The 16,422-nt window shown below is 56.7% G+C and carries 18 protein-coding genes; 14 read left to right on the top strand and 4 right to left on the bottom strand.

The features are described 5' to 3' along the window. Window positions 1-26: 26 nt before the first annotated feature. The gene (gene hmpA, locus ENTMO_RS0118010) at window positions 27-1,217 is read right to left on the bottom strand and encodes an NO-inducible flavohemoprotein (RefSeq protein ID WP_010434028.1); all 1,191 of its coding nucleotides are present in this window, start codon (window positions 1,215-1,217) and stop codon (window positions 27-29) included. A gap of 305 nt (window positions 1,218-1,522) precedes the next feature. Between hmpA and glyA the strand changes: the two genes are divergently transcribed. Next, window positions 1,523-2,776: a serine hydroxymethyltransferase gene (gene glyA, locus ENTMO_RS0118005; RefSeq protein WP_010434025.1), complete on the top strand. Its 1,254-nt coding sequence runs from the start codon at window positions 1,523-1,525 to the stop codon at window positions 2,774-2,776. A gap of 54 nt (window positions 2,777-2,830) precedes the next feature. Here glyA and ENTMO_RS0118000 read toward each other — a convergent pair whose 3' ends face one another. After that, complete coding sequence (locus ENTMO_RS0118000; RefSeq protein ID WP_010434023.1) at window positions 2,831-3,253, bottom strand: DoxX family protein; 423 nt, start codon at window positions 3,251-3,253, stop codon at window positions 2,831-2,833. A gap of 172 nt (window positions 3,254-3,425) precedes the next feature. Between ENTMO_RS0118000 and ENTMO_RS0117995 the strand changes: the two genes are divergently transcribed. Beyond that, window positions 3,426-4,565: a 3-phenylpropionate MFS transporter gene (locus ENTMO_RS0117995; protein ID WP_010434021.1), complete on the top strand. Its 1,140-nt coding sequence runs from the start codon at window positions 3,426-3,428 to the stop codon at window positions 4,563-4,565. Here the strand turns inward: ENTMO_RS0117995 and csiE are convergent, their stop codons facing one another. Then, entirely contained in the window at window positions 4,566-5,843 is a 1,278-nt protein-coding gene (gene csiE / locus ENTMO_RS0117990) for a stationary phase inducible protein CsiE (RefSeq protein WP_010434019.1), read from the bottom strand. A gap of 125 nt (window positions 5,844-5,968) precedes the next feature. Here csiE and ENTMO_RS0117985 point away from each other — a divergent pair, with 125 nt between their 5' ends. Together ENTMO_RS0117985 and ENTMO_RS0117980 are read left to right on the top strand one after the other, a co-directional pair. Beyond that, window positions 5,969-6,607 carry a DUF1007 family protein gene (locus tag ENTMO_RS0117985; RefSeq protein ID WP_010434017.1) on the top strand — a complete coding sequence of 213 codons (639 nt, stop codon included), beginning with the start codon at window positions 5,969-5,971 and terminating at the stop codon, window positions 6,605-6,607. Beyond that, window positions 6,598-7,578 carry a nickel/cobalt transporter gene (locus ENTMO_RS0117980; RefSeq protein WP_010434015.1) on the top strand — a complete coding sequence of 327 codons (981 nt, stop codon included), beginning with the start codon at window positions 6,598-6,600 and terminating at the stop codon, window positions 7,576-7,578. Before ENTMO_RS0117985 ends, ENTMO_RS0117980 begins: the two co-directional genes overlap by 10 nt. Window positions 7,579-7,618: 40 nt before the next feature. Here the strand turns inward: ENTMO_RS0117980 and suhB are convergent, their stop codons facing one another. Continuing rightward, window positions 7,619-8,422 carry an inositol-1-monophosphatase gene (gene suhB / locus ENTMO_RS0117975; protein WP_010434013.1) on the bottom strand — a complete coding sequence of 268 codons (804 nt, stop codon included), beginning with the start codon at window positions 8,420-8,422 and terminating at the stop codon, window positions 7,619-7,621. A gap of 131 nt (window positions 8,423-8,553) precedes the next feature. Between suhB and trmJ the strand changes: the two genes are divergently transcribed. From trmJ to pepB, 10 genes are all read left to right on the top strand, one after another. Beyond that, window positions 8,554-9,282, top strand: a complete 729-nt coding sequence (gene trmJ / locus ENTMO_RS0117970) for a tRNA (cytosine(32)/uridine(32)-2'-O)-methyltransferase TrmJ (RefSeq protein WP_010434012.1) — start codon at window positions 8,554-8,556, stop codon at window positions 9,280-9,282. Between the two features lie 216 nt (window positions 9,283-9,498). Further along, on the top strand, window positions 9,499-9,990 hold the full coding sequence (gene iscR / locus ENTMO_RS0117965) for a Fe-S cluster assembly transcriptional regulator IscR (RefSeq protein ID WP_010434008.1): 492 nt from the start codon (window positions 9,499-9,501) through the stop codon (window positions 9,988-9,990). Between the two features lie 117 nt (window positions 9,991-10,107). Next, a complete protein-coding gene (gene iscS, locus ENTMO_RS0117960; protein WP_010434005.1) occupies window positions 10,108-11,322 on the top strand; it encodes a cysteine desulfurase in 1,215 nt (404 codons plus the stop codon). A 24-nt stretch (window positions 11,323-11,346) separates the two neighbouring features. Further along, window positions 11,347-11,733, top strand: a complete 387-nt coding sequence (gene iscU, locus ENTMO_RS0117955) for a Fe-S cluster assembly scaffold IscU (RefSeq protein WP_010434001.1) — start codon at window positions 11,347-11,349, stop codon at window positions 11,731-11,733. Between the two features lie 13 nt (window positions 11,734-11,746). Next, entirely contained in the window at window positions 11,747-12,070 is a 324-nt protein-coding gene (gene iscA, locus ENTMO_RS0117950) for an iron-sulfur cluster assembly protein IscA (protein WP_003860659.1), read from the top strand. Window positions 12,071-12,149: 79 nt separating this feature from the next. After that, window positions 12,150-12,665: a co-chaperone HscB gene (gene hscB / locus ENTMO_RS0117945; RefSeq protein ID WP_010433997.1), complete on the top strand. Its 516-nt coding sequence runs from the start codon at window positions 12,150-12,152 to the stop codon at window positions 12,663-12,665. A 14-nt stretch (window positions 12,666-12,679) separates the two neighbouring features. Continuing rightward, complete coding sequence (gene hscA / locus ENTMO_RS0117940; RefSeq protein ID WP_010433992.1) at window positions 12,680-14,530, top strand: Fe-S protein assembly chaperone HscA; 1,851 nt, start codon at window positions 12,680-12,682, stop codon at window positions 14,528-14,530. Window position 14,531: 1 nt separating this feature from the next. Beyond that, window positions 14,532-14,867 carry an ISC system 2Fe-2S type ferredoxin gene (gene fdx / locus ENTMO_RS0117935; RefSeq protein WP_003860652.1) on the top strand — a complete coding sequence of 112 codons (336 nt, stop codon included), beginning with the start codon at window positions 14,532-14,534 and terminating at the stop codon, window positions 14,865-14,867. Window position 14,868: 1 nt separating this feature from the next. Next, the gene (gene iscX, locus ENTMO_RS0117930) at window positions 14,869-15,069 is read left to right on the top strand and encodes a Fe-S cluster assembly protein IscX (RefSeq protein ID WP_003860650.1); all 201 of its coding nucleotides are present in this window, start codon (window positions 14,869-14,871) and stop codon (window positions 15,067-15,069) included. A gap of 60 nt (window positions 15,070-15,129) precedes the next feature. Continuing rightward, complete coding sequence (gene pepB, locus ENTMO_RS0117925) at window positions 15,130-16,416, top strand: aminopeptidase PepB (protein ID WP_010433980.1); 1,287 nt, start codon at window positions 15,130-15,132, stop codon at window positions 16,414-16,416. The last annotated feature ends 6 nt before the right edge of the window (window positions 16,417-16,422 follow it).

Here is a 16,422-nt window from a genome sequence, read left to right as displayed (position 1 = left end):
AGCCCCTCGAACGAGGGGCTTTTTCATTACAGCACTTTATGCGGCCCGAAGCATTCGTAATGAATGTTGTCCTTGTCCACACCCAGGTCTACCAGCTGCTTCGCGGCATACTGCATAAACGCCACCGGCCCACAGACGTAAAACTGCATGTCCGGTGCGCTAAACGCCCCTTCATGCTGGCTTAAATTCATCAGACCTTCGCTGTCGAAGCGTGAGGCCTGGCGGTCTGCGTCCGTCGGCAGGCGATACCAGGTATGCGCGGTGAAGCGCGGCAGGGGCGCCCCGAGCGTTTTCACTTCATCCGCAAAGGCGTGAACGTCGCCGTTCTCTGCGGCGTGGAACCAGTTTACCTGCGCGTCGTGGTTTGCATTTGCCAGCGTATCGAGCATCGCCAGCATTGGCGTTTGACCAACACCCGCAGAGATCAGCGTCACTGGCGTATTGCCGTCAACGGCCATAAAGAAATCACCCGCAGGCGCGGCCAGATGAACCACGTCGCCCACGCTGGCTTCGTTGTGCAGCCAGGTTGAAACCTGACCGCCATCTTCGCGTTTCACCGCAATGCGGTAGCCTTTGCCGTTTGGCTTTCGGGTAAGAGAATATTGGCGGATCTCCTGGTGCGGGAAGCCTTCAGGCTTCAGCCACACGCCCAGATACTGGCCCGGCTGGTAGTCGGCCACGGGGTTACCGTCTACCGGCTCAAATTCAAAGCTGGTAATCAGTGCGCTGCGTGGGGTTTTCTCGACGATGCGGAACGCGCGCGTGCCTTCCCAGCCGCCGTTCTTGCTGGCGTTTTCGCGGTAGATTTGCGCTTCACGGTTGATAAATACGTTTGCCAGCACACCGTAGGCTTTACCCCACGCGTCCAGCACCTCCTGGCCCGGGCTGAACATTTCGTCCAGCGTGGCCAGCAGGTGGCCGCCAACGACGTTGTACTGCTCAGGCTGGATCTGGAAGCTGGTATGTTTCTGCGCAATCTTTTCTACCGCAGGCAGCAATGCCGCCAGGTTTTCGATATTGCTGGCGTAGGCTGCGATGGCGTTAAACAACGCTTCACGCTGGTCGCCATTGCGCTGGTTGCTCATGTTGAAAATTTCTTTGAGCTCCGGGTTGTGCGAGAACATGCGATCGTAGAAATGCGCGGTGAGTTTAGGGCCGGTTTCCACCAGCAGGGGAATGGTGGACTTAACGGTAGCGATGGTTTGAGCGTCGAGCATGAGCGCGTCCTTCTGATGTTACATTTAATGATGTATTTTAAATGCATCTTATAAAAAATAACCCTGCGTTGTAAATGGTTCTTTGCAAGATGAAAAATATGCATCACAAACCTGAAAAGAAATCCGTTGAAAATGATGAGAGCTTTATTCCTCAAACCCTTGCGCGGCGTGGAGGTAAACGTTTGCGTAAAATCGTTTGTCAAGACCTGTTATCGCAGAACTATTCAGTTATACTGTTGCCCGTCGTCCAACAGGACTGCCTTTTCAGGCCAAAATTTACTTGTTAGCTGAGTCAGGAGATGCGGATGTTAAAGCGTGAAATGAACATTGCCGATTATGATGCCGAACTGTGGCAGGCTATGGAGCAGGAAAAAGTACGTCAGGAAGAGCACATCGAACTGATCGCCTCCGAAAACTACACCAGCCCGCGCGTGATGCAGGCGCAGGGTTCTCAGCTGACCAACAAATACGCTGAAGGTTATCCGGGCAAGCGCTACTACGGCGGTTGCGAGTACGTTGATATCGTTGAGCAGTTGGCGATTGACCGTGCGAAAGAACTCTTTGGCGCAGACTACGCGAACGTGCAGCCGCACTCAGGCTCTCAGGCTAACTTCGCTGTCTACACCGCGCTGCTGCAGCCGGGCGATACCGTTCTGGGTATGAACCTGGCGCAGGGCGGCCACCTGACTCACGGCTCCCCGGTTAACTTCTCCGGCAAACTGTACAACATCATCCCTTGCGGTATTGATGAGTCCGGTAAAATTGACTACGAAGACATGGCTAAGCAGGCCAAAGAGCACAAACCGAAGATGATCATCGGTGGCTTCTCTGCTTACTCCGGTATCGTTGACTGGGCAAAAATGCGTGAAATCGCAGACAGCATCGGCGCTTACCTGTTCGTTGATATGGCGCACGTTGCGGGTCTGATCGCGGCAGGCGTTTACCCGAACCCGGTTCCACACGCTCACGTTGTGACCACCACCACCCACAAAACCCTGGCGGGTCCACGCGGTGGCCTGATCCTGGCGAAAGGCGGCGACGAAGAGCTGTATAAGAAACTGAACTCCGCCGTGTTCCCAAGCGCGCAGGGCGGCCCGCTGATGCACGTTATCGCCGCAAAAGCGGTAGCGCTGAAAGAAGCGATGGAGCCAGAGTTCAAAGTTTATCAGCAGCAGGTTGCCAAAAACGCCAAAGCGATGGTGGAAGTGTTCCTGAGCCGTGGCTACAAAGTGGTGTCTGGCGGTACTGAAAACCACCTGTTCCTGCTGGATCTGGTTGATAAGAACCTGACCGGTAAAGAAGCTGACGCAGCCCTGGGCCGCGCCAACATCACCGTGAACAAAAACAGCGTGCCAAACGATCCGAAGAGCCCGTTCGTAACCTCCGGTATCCGTATCGGTTCTCCGGCCGTGACTCGCCGCGGCTTCAAAGAAGCGGAAGTGAAAGAGCTGGCGGGCTGGATGTGTGACGTTCTGGACAACATCAATGACGAAGCGGTTATCGAGCGCGTCAAAGGTAAAGTTCTGGATATCTGCGCACGCTTCCCGGTATACGCATAATCCCTCTGCTTTGCAGAAATAAAAAAGGCCGCGCTTGCGGCCTTTTTTTATGGGCTAACGTCGGTCAAGAGATATGGCCCCCGGTCCCACAATCGCCAGCAAAATAAACGCGCCAGCAATACTCACATTCTTATAGAAGCTAATCATGTTCGGCACAACCGCATCACCGGTCATATCCCAGTAATGGTGGCCTATCACCGCCGTTCCCAGCGTATAAAAGACAAAGAGCACCGCGATGGGGCGGGTGAAAAAGCCCAGCACGATCAGAATTGCCGCGGGGACCTCCATCACCACCGCAATAATCGCGGCCAGCATAGGCATGGGGGCGCCGAGCGACGTCATATACTGAACGGTGCCGCTAAACCCCGTGAGTTTGGGATAGCCAAAAATAATAAACAGGACAACGATAGCAATACGGGCAATCAAAAGCAGGAATGAACGTGAGGAGCCGAAATCGAAATAACGTAAGCTGTTCATGGCAAACGACCTCTTCAGGCGATGTTCTTTAAACGTAATACAATTTTGCCGCTCTCGCCATACGCCGACCGGCTGTCCATGATGTTAATTTATCGTTAATTTATAGCGCGCTAACGACTTGCTAAAGTGCAGGATAAACGCCAGACTATCGCCTCCATTTCGGGAGGGATTCATGGTCTTGCATTCCACGCGCTGGCTGGCGCTCAGCTACTTCACCTACTTCTTTAGCTACGGTATTTTTCTGCCTTTCTGGAGCGTCTGGCTCAAGGGAATCGGCCTCACCCCTGAGTCCATCGGCGTTCTGCTTGGCGCAGGACTGGTGGCGCGTTTCCTGGGCAGTCTGCTGATTGCGCCGCGCGTCAGCGATCCCTCCTTACTGATCAAGGCCGTGCGCATACTTGCGCTGCTCACTCTGGTCTTTGTCGCCTGCTTCTGGGTGAGTCAGCAGTTTGCCTGGCTGATGGTGGTGATGGTTGGCTTCAACCTGTTCTTCTCACCGCTGGTACCGCTGACGGATGCCCTGGCGAACACCTGGCAAAAGCAGATCACCATGGACTATGGCCGCGTGCGTCTCTGGGGATCGATTGCGTTCGTGATCGGCTCGGCGCTGGTGGGTAAGCTGGTCAGCCTGTACGACTATCACGCCATCCTTGCGTTACTGAGTGTGGGTATTGCCTCCATGCTGCTGGGGATGCTGTTGCGTCCGTCGGTAATGCCGCAGGGCGAAAGCCGTCACCAGGAGAGCGCTGGCTGGCCGGCCTGGCGGAGCCTGGTGGCACAAAGCTGGCGTTTTCTGGCGTGCGTTTGCCTCCTTCAGGGGGCGCATGCGGCGTACTATGGGTTCAGTGCCATCTACTGGCAGGGGGCGGGCTACTCTGCTTCTGCGGTAGGCTACCTGTGGTCGCTCGGCGTCGTGGCGGAAGTGATCATCTTTGCGCTCAGTAAAAAACTGTTCCGTCGCTTCGGCGCGCGCGATTTGCTGCTGCTTTCTGCCGTGTGCGGCGTGGCACGCTGGGGGATTATGGGCTGGACGACCGAACTGCCGTGGCTGATTCTGGCGCAAATTCTGCACTGCGGTACCTTTACCGTGTGCCACCTGGCGGCGATGCGCTACATCTCTGCGCGAGAGGGTGGGGATGTGATTCGACTGCAGGCGGTCTACTCTGCGGTGGCAATGGGCGGCAGCATAGCCGTGATGACGGTCTTTGCAGGCTTCCTGTATCAGCACCTTGGGCACGGCGTATTCTGGGTGATGGCGCTCGTTGCACTACCCGCAATGCTCGTTCGCCCCAAAGTGACGGCACGGGCGTAACTAGGATTCCAGCATCGCGCGAATATGTTCTTGCTGCTGCGCGTTCAATGTCTCAACGGCATGGATCAGCGGCGGCGAGAACAACGGCAGGGCGGTTGGGTAAGGGGTGATCACCAGCGCAGCTTCACGGGGCGCACCTTCCTTCTGAAACGCGTGCAGAGTCAGATAACGAATATTGAGCGGCAACAGCGTCAGCTCGCGCAGCTGCTGCTCAATCAACGCTTCACATGCTTTATCTTCCCCGGTCAGTAACACCACCTGTTTTTCATGCAGATCGGTCTCCTGCATCAGCCAGGCACCAAAAATCACCGCCACCAAGCTCATCTCTTCATCGGAGAAACGCAGCCCGAACTCTGCTTCCAGCTCAAACAGCGCCTCTTTGGTGGTGCGTAACAGCCGCGGATAAAGCCGATGAATCTCTTCCGGCAGGCTGTTATCGATGCCGATTTCAAACAGTGAGCGATCTAACGCCTGAGCAAGATGGATATAAAGCTGATCGGTCAGCCCTTGTTCATCGCTAAAATTCATCCCGGTTTGGGCCCGAAAGCGCGCGATCATCCGCACTATGGTGCGGCGCAGGCGTTGATCCTGCTGATGTCTGTCAAGCACCGGATCGGGGGTGCGCAGCATCATAAACAGCAGCGCGAGGAACAGCTGTTCATCGCTGTGCGTTCCCTGCGGAACACGCCGTTTCCAGTGGCGCACGATTTCCTGCGCGGTGAAATATTCCCCTCTCGATTGCGTCCAGCTGCGCTGAACGTGGGAAAACTGCGGCGTATTGCCCAGATGATGCTGGATCAGACAGTATTGCAAAAACAGCTGTAAAAACTGTACGTCGCGGCAGTCAAACGGACGCTGAAGCTTTCGCGAGCAGAAGTTGATCAATGCTCGCAGGTTGGTGTCATCATAGAGTGGACGAGCGATGCCCTGCTGTTTAAGTGCGGTTTTAAGCGCGGGAGTAAACTGGTGAGAGACGAACTGCGGGCAAAGCCGAAGTGCCCTGCGCAGCCAGTGCAGCAGGCATAAACGCTGATTCAGGACCGAACCTTCAATTCGGTAGCTGCCGTCGAGGTGCGTGACGATATCAAGCCGATGATAGCGCTGGATTTCATCGCGCGTCTCGGCTATATCTTGCCGTGCCATTGCGTCGTCCACGCCATTGGCAGCGATTATGCTCTGTGCGGTGACGGCAGCATCGGGCAGGTAAAGCATCAAAAGCACCTGGCAGCGGCGCTGCGAACTGGAAAGCACAGATGGAATTTCAAGCGTCGTCATCATCTGTCGGGTATCCAGTGTGAATGTTTGATAAGAATAGCTAAAGGATGGGCGCTGAAAAGCGCGCCGGCAGGCCTTTCATTCAGGATTGCTGGGGAACATCACAGAATTTTTGACGTGAGGAATTGATGCAAATAGTTAAACAAAGCGCGATGGCGTTATTTTTGGCGGTTATCACCTTTGCCGTCAGCGCACATCCTCACAGTTTTATCAGCCTGAAAACCGAGCTTGTGACGGACGGCACGCAGCTCAGCGGCCTGAAAATGCGCTGGACGATGGATGAAATCACCTCGGCGGATCTGCTCTATGATGCGGGAAACGCAAAGCCTGGCGATGAGATCTGGAAAAAGCTGGCGGCAGAAGTGATGGCCAACGTGCTCGGTCAGCACTATTTCACCGAGTTCTGGCATAACGGACAAAAGGTCAAATTTCTTAACCGGCCCACGGAATACGGTATGACGCGAGACGGGCATCAGGCGGTGCTGACGTTTATTCTCCCGCTGGCACGCCCTCAGCCGCTGGCAGGGCAAAAGTATCGTTTCTCCACCTTTGACCCCACCTACTATGTCGATATGAGCTACGCCGAGGACAGCGACGTGCAGCTTCCGGCATCGCTACAAAAGAAATGCAAGCTTACCGTCCACACGCCAAAGCCCAGCGAAGAGACGCTGAACTTTGCGGTCTCTCTCGACAAAGAAGATGCGCCACCGGAGGACATGGAGCTGGGTAAACAGTTTGCGCAGGAGGTGACGTTACAATGTCAGTGATCTCCTCTTCGCACCAAAAACCGCGCCGCTGGCTTCATCTCTGGCCGCTGGCGCTTTTTCTCCTGCTCGGCGTTTGCGGTTCGCTCTGGCTGTGGCAGGCCTGGCCGCAGGTGATGATGAAAAGCATCATCTGGCAGCGTGAAGTCAATCAACAGATGAGCGGGCTGCTGAAGGCGGTGGCGGAGAACCCGACAAAAGCGGGCGGTTCCCTGCTGGCGTTTAGCTTTATCTATGGTGTTCTGCACGCGCTGGGGCCGGGGCACGGCAAAATCGTCATCACCACCTGGCTTGCTACCCATCCCTCGAAGTTGAGATCGAGCATTGGCCTGACGCTGGCCTCCTCGCTGCTGCAGGGCGGCGTGGCGATTGCACTCGTCGTGATAGTCCTTTCACTCTTACAGCTGCCTGCCCGTCAGCTACACATGAGCAGCTTCTGGCTTGAAAAAGGGAGCTATGCGCTGGTGGGCGTGCTGGGGCTGATCCTCTGCTGGCGGGCGCTCAAAAAGCTGCGCGTGCTGCTGCAAAAGCCGAAATTCAAGACCTTTACGCCGCACCACGTTCATGATGAAAACTGCGGATGCGGGCATCAGCATCTGCCCACGCAGGAACAATTACAGAACGGCGACGACTGGCGCGCGCGGCTGATGATTGTTCTCTCGATGGGTATGCGCCCGTGCTCGGGGGCGATCATGGTGCTGCTGTTCAGTAAGGTAATCGGCGTGTTTGGCTGGGGAATGCTGTCCGCGCTGGCGATGGCGGCAGGAACGTCTCTCACCATTTCGTCTTTAGCGCTGCTGGTACACAGCTTCCGTCAGCTGGCGGTTAAACTCAGCGGCAATAAAACGCCGGTGCTGTGGCGACAGGTAGGCTGGACTACGCTCGCGCTGGCGGGCGGAGTGGTTCTGCTGGTGGCAGCGGTGACGATGTGGATGAGTGCGGTGCCGGTGGGGAGGGGATTGCGGCCGTTTTAGTTGGGATCCCCTCTCCCTGTGGGAGAGGGAATTTTCGGCATTAGCGCTTCAGCGCATCGCTCAGTTCTTCACGCATATTTGCCAGCATGGCTTTAACAACGCGTGGGTTACCTGCAACGATGTTGCCGGTGGTCATGTAGTTGTGGCCGCCGGTGAAATCGCAAACAATCGCGCCTGCTTCACGTGCGATCAGCTCTCCCGCCGCAAAGTCCCACGGCTTCAGTGACAGCTCGAAGTAACCGTCAACGCGGCCGGTCGCAACGTAGGCCAGATCCAGCGCTGCAGAACCGGTGCGACGGAAATCTGCGCATTCGGTGAACAGTTTGCCCAGGATATTCATATAGGTCGTCGCGTGCTGTTTCGCTTTGAACGGGAAACCGGTCGCCAGAATGGTGCCGTCCAGATCGCGTGCATTGCTGCAGCGCAGGCGGTAGCCGTTCAGCTGAGCGCCCTGACCGCGGGTAGCGGTGAACAGTTCGTTACGCATTGGATCGTAAACAACGGCGACTTCAGTACGGCCTTTAATGCGTACTGCGATAGACACAGAGAAGTGTGGCAGGCGTTTGACGAAGTTGGTGGTGCCATCCAGTGGATCGATAACCCATTGAACATCCTGATCGGTACCTTCATGTTCACCGCTTTCTTCGGTGATGATGGTGTGCTGTGGGTAAGATTTGCGGATCGTTTCGATAATAATCGCTTCTGCGGCTTTATCGACGTTAGTCACGAAATCATTGCTGCCTTTCTGGCTGGTTTCTACGGAGTCTGGGGTTTCGTAGTGTTTGGCAATTACATTACCCGCCTTGCGCGCTGCGCGCACGGCGATGGTCAGCATCGGATGCATCGGTCTCTCTCACTGGATGTTAAAGAACAGGAAAATCGGCGCAGAGTATAGCAGCGGGATCGGATTATGTCTCCCGTTTATGATAATATGCCCGAATATTCTTCAGACACAGAATCCAGACATCTAAAATTATGCTGCAAAACATTCGAATCGTGCTGGTCGAAACATCGCACACCGGCAACATGGGCTCCGTTGCCCGCGCTATGAAAACCATGGGCTTAACGAACCTGTGGCTGGTTAACCCGCTGGTAAAACCAGACTCGCAGGCCATCGCCCTGGCGGCCGGTGCCAGCGACGTGATCGGCAACGCCCAGATCGTCGATACCCTTGATGAAGCCCTGGCCGGTTGCAGCCTCGTTGTCGGCACAAGCGCGCGCTCCCGCACGCTGCCGTGGCCGATGCTGGACCCGCGAGAATGCGGCCTGAAAAGTGTCTCAGAAGCGGAACAGGCCCCGGTTGCGCTGGTGTTTGGCCGTGAGCGCGTTGGCCTGACCAACGACGAACTGCAAAAGTGCCACTATCACGTCGCCATCGCGGCGAACCCGGAATACAGCTCGCTGAACCTGGCGATGGCGGTGCAGGTTATCGCCTATGAAGTGCGTATGGCGTGGCTGGCGACGCAGGAAAAAGAGCGTACCGAGCCTCAGGAAGAGAGCGCCTACCCGCTGGTGGACGACCTTGAGCGCTTCTACGGTCACCTGGAGCAGACGCTGCTCTCAACCGGCTTTATCCGCGAAGGTCACCCGGGACAGGTGATGAACAAGCTGCGCCGTATGTTCACCCGCGCGCGTCCGGAAAGCCAGGAGCTGAACATCCTGCGCGGGATCCTGGCGTCGATTGAGCAGAAGAATAAAGAGTAGTGTTGATTTCGCCCTCTCCCCGTGGGAGAGGGCTGGGGTGAGGGCATCAGGCCGCACCTATATTATGAAGGCACAGAACGTTAAATACCTGACTAAAACAGTCAAGTAAATAGTTGACCATTTTAGTCAGGAATGTCAGACTTGGCCCTGCTATGCAATACCCCCATTTTACAATAAAAAACCCCGGGCAGGGGCGAGTTTGAGGTTAAGTAAGACATGAGACTGACATCTAAAGGGCGTTATGCCGTGACCGCGATGCTGGACGTTGCGCTCAACTCCGAAGCGGGCCCGGTTCCGTTGGCTGATATTTCTGAACGACAGGGGATCTCCCTCTCTTATCTGGAACAGCTGTTCTCCAGACTGCGTAAAAATGGACTGGTTTCCAGCGTTCGTGGCCCAGGCGGCGGCTATCTGCTGGGTAAAGACGCGGGCAGTATTGCAGTTGGCGAAGTGATCAGTGCGGTTGACGAATCCGTTGACGCGACCCGTTGCCAGGGTAAAGGCGGCTGCCAGGGCGGCGATAAGTGCCTGACCCACGCGCTGTGGCGCGATCTGAGCGACCGTCTGACCGGCTTCCTGAACAACATCACCCTGGGTGAACTGGTGAATAACCAGGAAGTTCTGGACGTATCGGGTCGTCAGCAAAGCCATGAATCACAACGCAGCACCCGCGCGCGAGACGCTATCGACGTCAAACTGCGCGCGTAATAAAAAGATAAGTATTTCAGAATCAGGCCGGGGCGGTCACGCCCCGTGTACTCGGTCGTACATCCAGCCGGTTGCCTGATTCCTTGCATTGAAGCGATGTACGGAGTTTAAAGAGCAATGAAATTACCGATTTATCTCGACTACTCCGCAACCACGCCGGTGGACCCGCGTGTTGCCGAGAAAATGATGCAGTGTCTGACCCTGGACGGAAACTTTGGTAACCCAGCTTCCCGTTCACACCGTTTTGGCTGGCATGCTGAAGAGGCGGTTGATATCGCCCGTAATCAGATTGCTGACCTGGTCGGTGCCGACCCGCGTGAAATTGTTTTCACCTCCGGTGCGACCGAATCCGACAACCTGGCGATCAAAGGTGCAGCCAACTTTTATCAGAAAAAAGGCAAGCACATCATCACCAGCAAAACCGAACACAAAGCCGTGCTGGACACCTGCCGTCAGCTGGAGCGTGAAGGGTTCGACGTGACTTACCTGGCGCCGCAGAGCAACGGGATCATCGACCTGAAAGAGCTCGAAGCGGCCATGCGTGATGACACCATTCTGGTTTCCATCATGCACGTTAACAACGAAATCGGCGTCGTTCAGGACATCGCGACCATCGGTGAAATGTGCCGCGCGCGCGGTATCATCTACCACGTAGACGCGACCCAGAGCGTGGGCAAACTGCCTATCGACCTGAGCCAGCTGAAAGTGGATCTGATGTCCTTCTCCGGTCACAAAATCTATGGCCCGAAAGGGATCGGCGCGCTGTACGTTCGTCGTAAGCCACGTATCCGCATCGAAGCACAGATGCACGGCGGCGGTCATGAGCGCGGCATGCGTTCCGGTACGCTGCCTGTTCACCAGATCGTGGGCATGGGCGAAGCGTACCGCATCGCGAAAGAAGAGATGGAAACCGAGATGGCGCGCCTGCGCACGCTGCGTAACCGTCTGTGGGACGGCGTGAAGGATATGGAAGAAGTGTATCTGAACGGCGATCTCGAGCAGGGCGCACCGAACATCCTCAACGTCAGCTTCAACTATGTTGAAGGCGAATCGCTGATCATGGCGCTGAAAGACCTGGCCGTTTCTTCCGGTGCTGCCTGTACGTCTGCAAGCCTTGAGCCATCCTACGTGCTGCGCGCGCTGGGCATGACTGACGAGCTGGCGCACAGCTCTATCCGTTTCTCTTTAGGTCGTTTCACTACCGAAGAAGAGATTGACTACACCATCAAGCTGGTTCGCAACTCCATCGGCCGTCTGCGCGACCTTTCTCCACTGTGGGAAATGTTCAAGCAGGGCGTGGATCTGAACAGCATTGAATGGTCACATCACTAATCGGTACATAAGGAGAATTCAATCATGGCATACAGCGAAAAAGTCATCGATCATTACGAGAACCCGCGCAACGGTGGCTCATTTGACAACAGCGACGAATCTGTCGGTAGCGGTATGGTTGGCGCACCGGCGTGTGGCGACGTGATGAAGTTGCAGATTAAAGTCAACAATGAAGGTATCATTGAAGACGCGCGCTTCAAGACCTACGGCTGCGGTTCTGCTATCGCGTCCAGCTCCCTGGTGACCGAATGGGTGAAGGGCAAGTCTCTGGACGAAGCACAGGCAATCAAGAACACCGATATTGCTGAAGAACTCGAACTGCCACCGGTGAAAATTCACTGTTCAATTCTGGCAGAAGACGCGATCAAAGCCGCCATTGCGGACTATAAAAGCAAACGTGAAGCAAAATAATTGAGGTTTGAGTATGTCGATTACCCTTAGCGACAGCGCTGCCGCGCGAGTAAGCTCTTTTCTGGCGAACCGTGGTAAAGGCTTTGGCCTGCGACTGGGCGTACGTACCTCCGGCTGTTCTGGTATGGCTTACGTACTGGAGTTTGTTGATGAACCGGCGTCTGACGACACCGTGTTTGAAGACAAGGGCGTGAAGGTGGTGGTCGATGGCAAAAGCCTGCAATTCCTCAACGGCACTCAGCTGGACTTCGTCAAAGAAGGCCTGAACGAAGGGTTCAAATTTACGAACCCGAACGTCAAAGACGAGTGTGGTTGCGGCGAAAGCTTCCACGTTTAACCGCGCGTCATCCGAAACCCCACCGTGGCTTACCTGCTACGCGTGGGGTTTGTTCTAACAGGCTACCCCTGAGATTGTTATGGATTACTTCACTCTCTTCGGACTACCCGCTCAATACCCGATTGATCTGCAGGCGCTGACGATCCGTTTTCAGGATCTGCAGCGTCAGTACCACCCGGATAAATTCGCGAGCGGTACTCAGTCAGAGCAATTGGCTGCGGTCTCCCAATCTGCGACCATCAACCAGGCCTGGCAGACGCTGCGCCATCCGCTGAGCCGTGCCGAATACCTGCTTTCGCTCCACGGCTTTGATCTCGCGAGCGAGCAGCACACCGTGCGCGACACGGCATTTCTGATGGAACAGCTGGAGCTTCGCGAAGAACTGGATGAGATTGAACAGGCCAAAGACGAAGCGCGTCTGGAAAGCTTCATTACTCGCGTGAAGGGTATGTTCGATACCCGCCATCAGCAGATGGTGGAGCAACTGAACAACGAGACCTGGGACGTGGCGGCAGACACTGTGCGCAAACTCCGTTTTCTCGATAAACTGCGAAGCAGTGCTGAACAACTCGAAGAAAAGCTGCTCGATTTTTAATTTCGGAAGCAATTATGGCCTTATTACAAATTAGTGAGCCTGGCTTAAGTGCCGCACCGCACCAGCGTCGTCTGGCGGTGGGTATTGATCTGGGCACCACCAATTCCCTCGTGGCGACCGTGCGCAGCGGCCAGGCGGAAACGCTGGCTGACGAGCAGGGCCGCCATCTGCTGCCTTCCGTGGTCCACTACCAGCAGCAGGGTCACGCGGTTGGCTATGACGCCCGCGCCAACGCCGCGCGCGATCCGGCCAACACCATCAGCTCTGTAAAGCGCATGATGGGCCGCTCGCTGGCCGATATCCAGACCCGCTATCCGCATCTCCCTTACCAGCTCCAGGCCAGTGAAAACGGCCTGCCGATGATTGCAACCGCGGCCGGTCTGCTGAACCCGATCCGCGTGTCTGCTGACATCCTCAAAGCGCTGGCGGCGCGTGCGACCGCAACGCTCGGCGGCGATCTGGACGGCGTAGTCATTACCGTTCCGGCCTATTTTGACGACGCACAGCGCCAGGGCACCAAAGACGCCGCGCGTCTGGCGGGCCTGCACGTGCTGCGACTGCTGAACGAACCGACGGCGGCGGCGATTGCCTACGGCCTCGATTCCGGTCAGGAAGGGGTCATTGCGGTTTACGATCTCGGCGGCGGTACCTTTGATATCTCGATCCTGCGCTTAAGCCGCGGGGTGTTTGAAGTGCTGGCGACCGGCGGGGATTCCGCGCTGGGCGGCGATGACTTCGACCATCTGCTGGCGGATTACATCCGCGAGCAGGCGGGCATCAGCGATCGCAGCGATGCGCGCGTACAGCGTGAACTGCTGGATGCCGCCATCGACGCCAAAATTGCCCTGAGCGATGCGCACACGGTTACAGTCAATGTTGCGGGCTGGCAGGGCGAGATCTCTCGCGACCAGTTCAGCGATCTGATCGCCCCGCTGGTGAAACGCACCCTGCTGGCCTGCCGTCGCGCATTGAAGGATGCAGGCGTTGAGGCGAACGAGGTGCTGGAAGTGGTCATGGTGGGCGGTTCTACGCGCGTGCCGCTGGTGCGCGAGCGCGTGGGCGAATTCTTTGGCCGCACGCCGCTGACCTCCATCGACCCGGACAAAGTGGTTGCCGTGGGGGCCGCAATCCAGGCCGATATTCTGGTCGGCAACAAGCCGGACAGCGAAATGCTGCTGCTGGACGTCATCCCGCTGTCGCTGGGGTTAGAAACCATGGGCGGCCTGGTGGAGAAAGTGATCCCGCGTAATACCACCATCCCGGTGGCGCGCGCGCAGGAGTTTACCACCTTCAAAGACGGCCAGACCGCGATGTCCATCCACGTGATGCAGGGCGAACGCGAGCTGGTGCAGGACTGCCGTTCACTGGCGCGCTTTGCGCTGCGCGGCATCCCGGCGCTGCCTGCGGGCGGGGCGCATATTCGCGTTACCTTCCAGGTGGATGCAGACGGTCTGCTGAGCGTGACGGCGATGGAAAAATCCACCGGCGTGGAATCGTCCATCCAGGTGAAGCCGTCCTACGGCCTGACCGATGGCGAAATCGCCTCCATGATTCAGGACTCAATGAGCTACGCCGAGCAGGATGTGAAGGCGCGTATGCTGGCTGAACAAAAAGTTGAAGCCGCACGCGTGCTGGAAAGCCTGAACGGCGCGCTCGCTGCCGATGCCGCGCTGTTAAGCGCCGCTGAGCGTCAGGTGATTGACGACGCTGCCGCGCGCTTGAGCGCAGTGGCCGAAGGCAATGACGCTGACGCAATAGAAGAAGCCATTAAAAACGTTGATAAACAAACCCAGGACTTTGCTGCTAGCCGCATGGACAAATCTGTCCGCGTCGCGCTGAAAGGCCAGTCCGTGGACGAGGTTTAATATGCCAAAGATTGTAATTTTGCCTCATGCGGACCTCTGTCCGGATGGCGCTGTTCTGGAAGCGAAGACCGGTGAAACCATTCTCGATGTTGCCCTGCGTGCAGGTATCGAAGTGGAACACGCCTGTGAAAAATCCTGTGCCTGCACCACCTGCCACTGCATCGTGCGTGAAGGTTTCGACTCTCTCGCCGAGAGCACCGAAGACGAAGACGACATGCTGGATAAAGCATGGGGCCTGGAGCCAGACAGCCGCCTGAGCTGCCAGGCCGCGGTGACCGATGAAGATCTGGTCGTGGAATTCCCACGCTACACCATCAACCACGCACGCGAGCATTGATATGGGACTGAAGTGGACAGACAGCCGTGAAATCGGCGAAGCGCTCTACGACGCGAACCCGGATCTCGATCCGAAGACCGTACGATTCACCGACATGCACCAGTGGATCTGCGATTTAGAGGATTTCGACGATGATCCAAACGCATCCAATGAAAAAATTCTGGAGGCGATTCTGTTAGTCTGGTTAGATGAAGCAGAATAAAAAACATAACGGGCTGCCTTCAGGCGGCCCGTTTGCTAGTTGCTAATAAGGAAAAATAAAATGACCGAAGCGATGAAGATTACGCTCTCGAATCAGCCTGCTGACGCGCGCTGGGGCGAGAAAGCCACCTACAGCATTAACAACGACGGCATTACCCTGCACCTGACGGGCAACGATGATTTGGGCCTGATCCAGCGCGCCGCGCGTAAAATTGACGGCCTGGGGATTAAACACGTCTCTCTGGAAGGCGAAGGCTGGGACACCGACCTTAGCTGGGCATTCTGGGCAGGCTACAAAGGCCCGAAAGGCACCCGCAAAATCGAGTGGGCTAACCTTGATGAAGCCGGTCAGAAAGAGCTGGAAAGCCGCCTGAAGATCATCGACTGGGTGCGCGACACCATCAACGCTCCGGCGGAAGAGTTAGGTCCTGAGCAGCTGGCGCAGCGCGCGGTTGGCCTGCTGTGCGGCGTGGCGGGTGAGAAAATGTCCTACCGCATCACCAAAGGTGAAGACCTTCGCGAACAGAACTACATGGGCATCCACACCGTGGGCCGTGGTTCTGAGCGTCCTCCTGTATTGCTGGCGCTGGATTACAACCCAACCGGCGATAAAGAAGCGCCGGTATTTGCCTGCCTGGTCGGTAAAGGCATCACCTTCGACACCGGCGGCTACAGCCTGAAGCAGAGCGCGTTCATGGACTCCATGAAGTCCGACATGGGCGGCGCGGCAACCATCACCGGCGCGCTGGCGTTCGCTATCACCCGTGGCCTGAACAAGCGCGTGAAGCTCTACCTGTGCTGCGCGGACAACATGGTCAGCGGTAACGCCTTCAAGCTGGGCGACATCATTCGCTACCGCAACGGCAAAAACGTTGAGGTGATGAACACCGACGCCGAAGGCCGCCTGGTGCTGGCCGATGGCCTGATCGACGCCTCTGCGCAGAAGCCAGAGCTGATTATCGACATGGCGGCCCTGGCCGGCGCGGCAAAAACCGCCCTGGGCAACGATTACCACGCGCTGTTCAGCTTCGACGACAAGCTCGCTGCCCGCCTGCTGGCAAGCGCGGCTGCGGAAAACGAGCCGTTCTGGCGCCTGCCGCTGGCTGAGTTCCACCGCAGCCAGCTGCCGTCCAACTTTGCCGAGCTGAACAACACCGCGAGCGCGGCGTACCCGGCGGGTGCAAGCACCGCAGCAGGCTTCCTGTCCCACTTCGTTGAGAACTACCACGAGGGCTGGCTGCACATTGACTGCTCCGCGACGTACCGTAAAGCGGCGGTTGAGCAGTGGTCTGCGGGCGCGACCGGTCTGGGCGTGCGTACCGTAGCGAACCTGCTGACGGCTGAGTAATCGTCA

The sequence above is a fragment of the Enterobacter mori LMG 25706 genome (assembly GCF_000211415.1).
GTDB lineage: Bacteria > Pseudomonadota > Gammaproteobacteria > Enterobacterales > Enterobacteriaceae > Enterobacter > Enterobacter mori.
This window is presented reverse-complemented; position numbering and strand designations above follow the sequence as displayed.

Coding starts and splice junctions, on each gene's coding strand:
- ENTMO_RS0117985 (WP_010434017.1), top strand. CDS start 5,969: ATGCAAATAGTTAAACAAAGCGCGATGGCGTTATTTTTGGCGGTTATC.
- suhB (WP_010434013.1), bottom strand. CDS start 8,422: ATGCATCCGATGCTGACCATCGCCGTGCGCGCAGCGCGCAAGGCGGGT.
- ENTMO_RS0117995 (WP_010434021.1), top strand. CDS start 3,426: ATGGTCTTGCATTCCACGCGCTGGCTGGCGCTCAGCTACTTCACCTAC.
- iscU (WP_010434001.1), top strand. CDS start 11,347: ATGGCATACAGCGAAAAAGTCATCGATCATTACGAGAACCCGCGCAAC.
- csiE (WP_010434019.1), bottom strand. CDS start 5,843: ATGATGACGACGCTTGAAATTCCATCTGTGCTTTCCAGTTCGCAGCGC.
- hmpA (WP_010434028.1), bottom strand. CDS start 1,217: ATGCTCGACGCTCAAACCATCGCTACCGTTAAGTCCACCATTCCCCTG.
- glyA (WP_010434025.1), top strand. CDS start 1,523: ATGTTAAAGCGTGAAATGAACATTGCCGATTATGATGCCGAACTGTGG.
- hscB (WP_010433997.1), top strand. CDS start 12,150: ATGGATTACTTCACTCTCTTCGGACTACCCGCTCAATACCCGATTGAT.
- trmJ (WP_010434012.1), top strand. CDS start 8,554: ATGCTGCAAAACATTCGAATCGTGCTGGTCGAAACATCGCACACCGGC.
- iscX (WP_003860650.1), top strand. CDS start 14,869: ATGGGACTGAAGTGGACAGACAGCCGTGAAATCGGCGAAGCGCTCTAC.
- hscA (WP_010433992.1), top strand. CDS start 12,680: ATGGCCTTATTACAAATTAGTGAGCCTGGCTTAAGTGCCGCACCGCAC.
- fdx (WP_003860652.1), top strand. CDS start 14,532: ATGCCAAAGATTGTAATTTTGCCTCATGCGGACCTCTGTCCGGATGGC.
- iscS (WP_010434005.1), top strand. CDS start 10,108: ATGAAATTACCGATTTATCTCGACTACTCCGCAACCACGCCGGTGGAC.
- ENTMO_RS0118000 (WP_010434023.1), bottom strand. CDS start 3,253: ATGAACAGCTTACGTTATTTCGATTTCGGCTCCTCACGTTCATTCCTG.
- ENTMO_RS0117980 (WP_010434015.1), top strand. CDS start 6,598: ATGTCAGTGATCTCCTCTTCGCACCAAAAACCGCGCCGCTGGCTTCAT.
- iscR (WP_010434008.1), top strand. CDS start 9,499: ATGAGACTGACATCTAAAGGGCGTTATGCCGTGACCGCGATGCTGGAC.
- pepB (WP_010433980.1), top strand. CDS start 15,130: ATGACCGAAGCGATGAAGATTACGCTCTCGAATCAGCCTGCTGACGCG.
- iscA (WP_003860659.1), top strand. CDS start 11,747: ATGTCGATTACCCTTAGCGACAGCGCTGCCGCGCGAGTAAGCTCTTTT.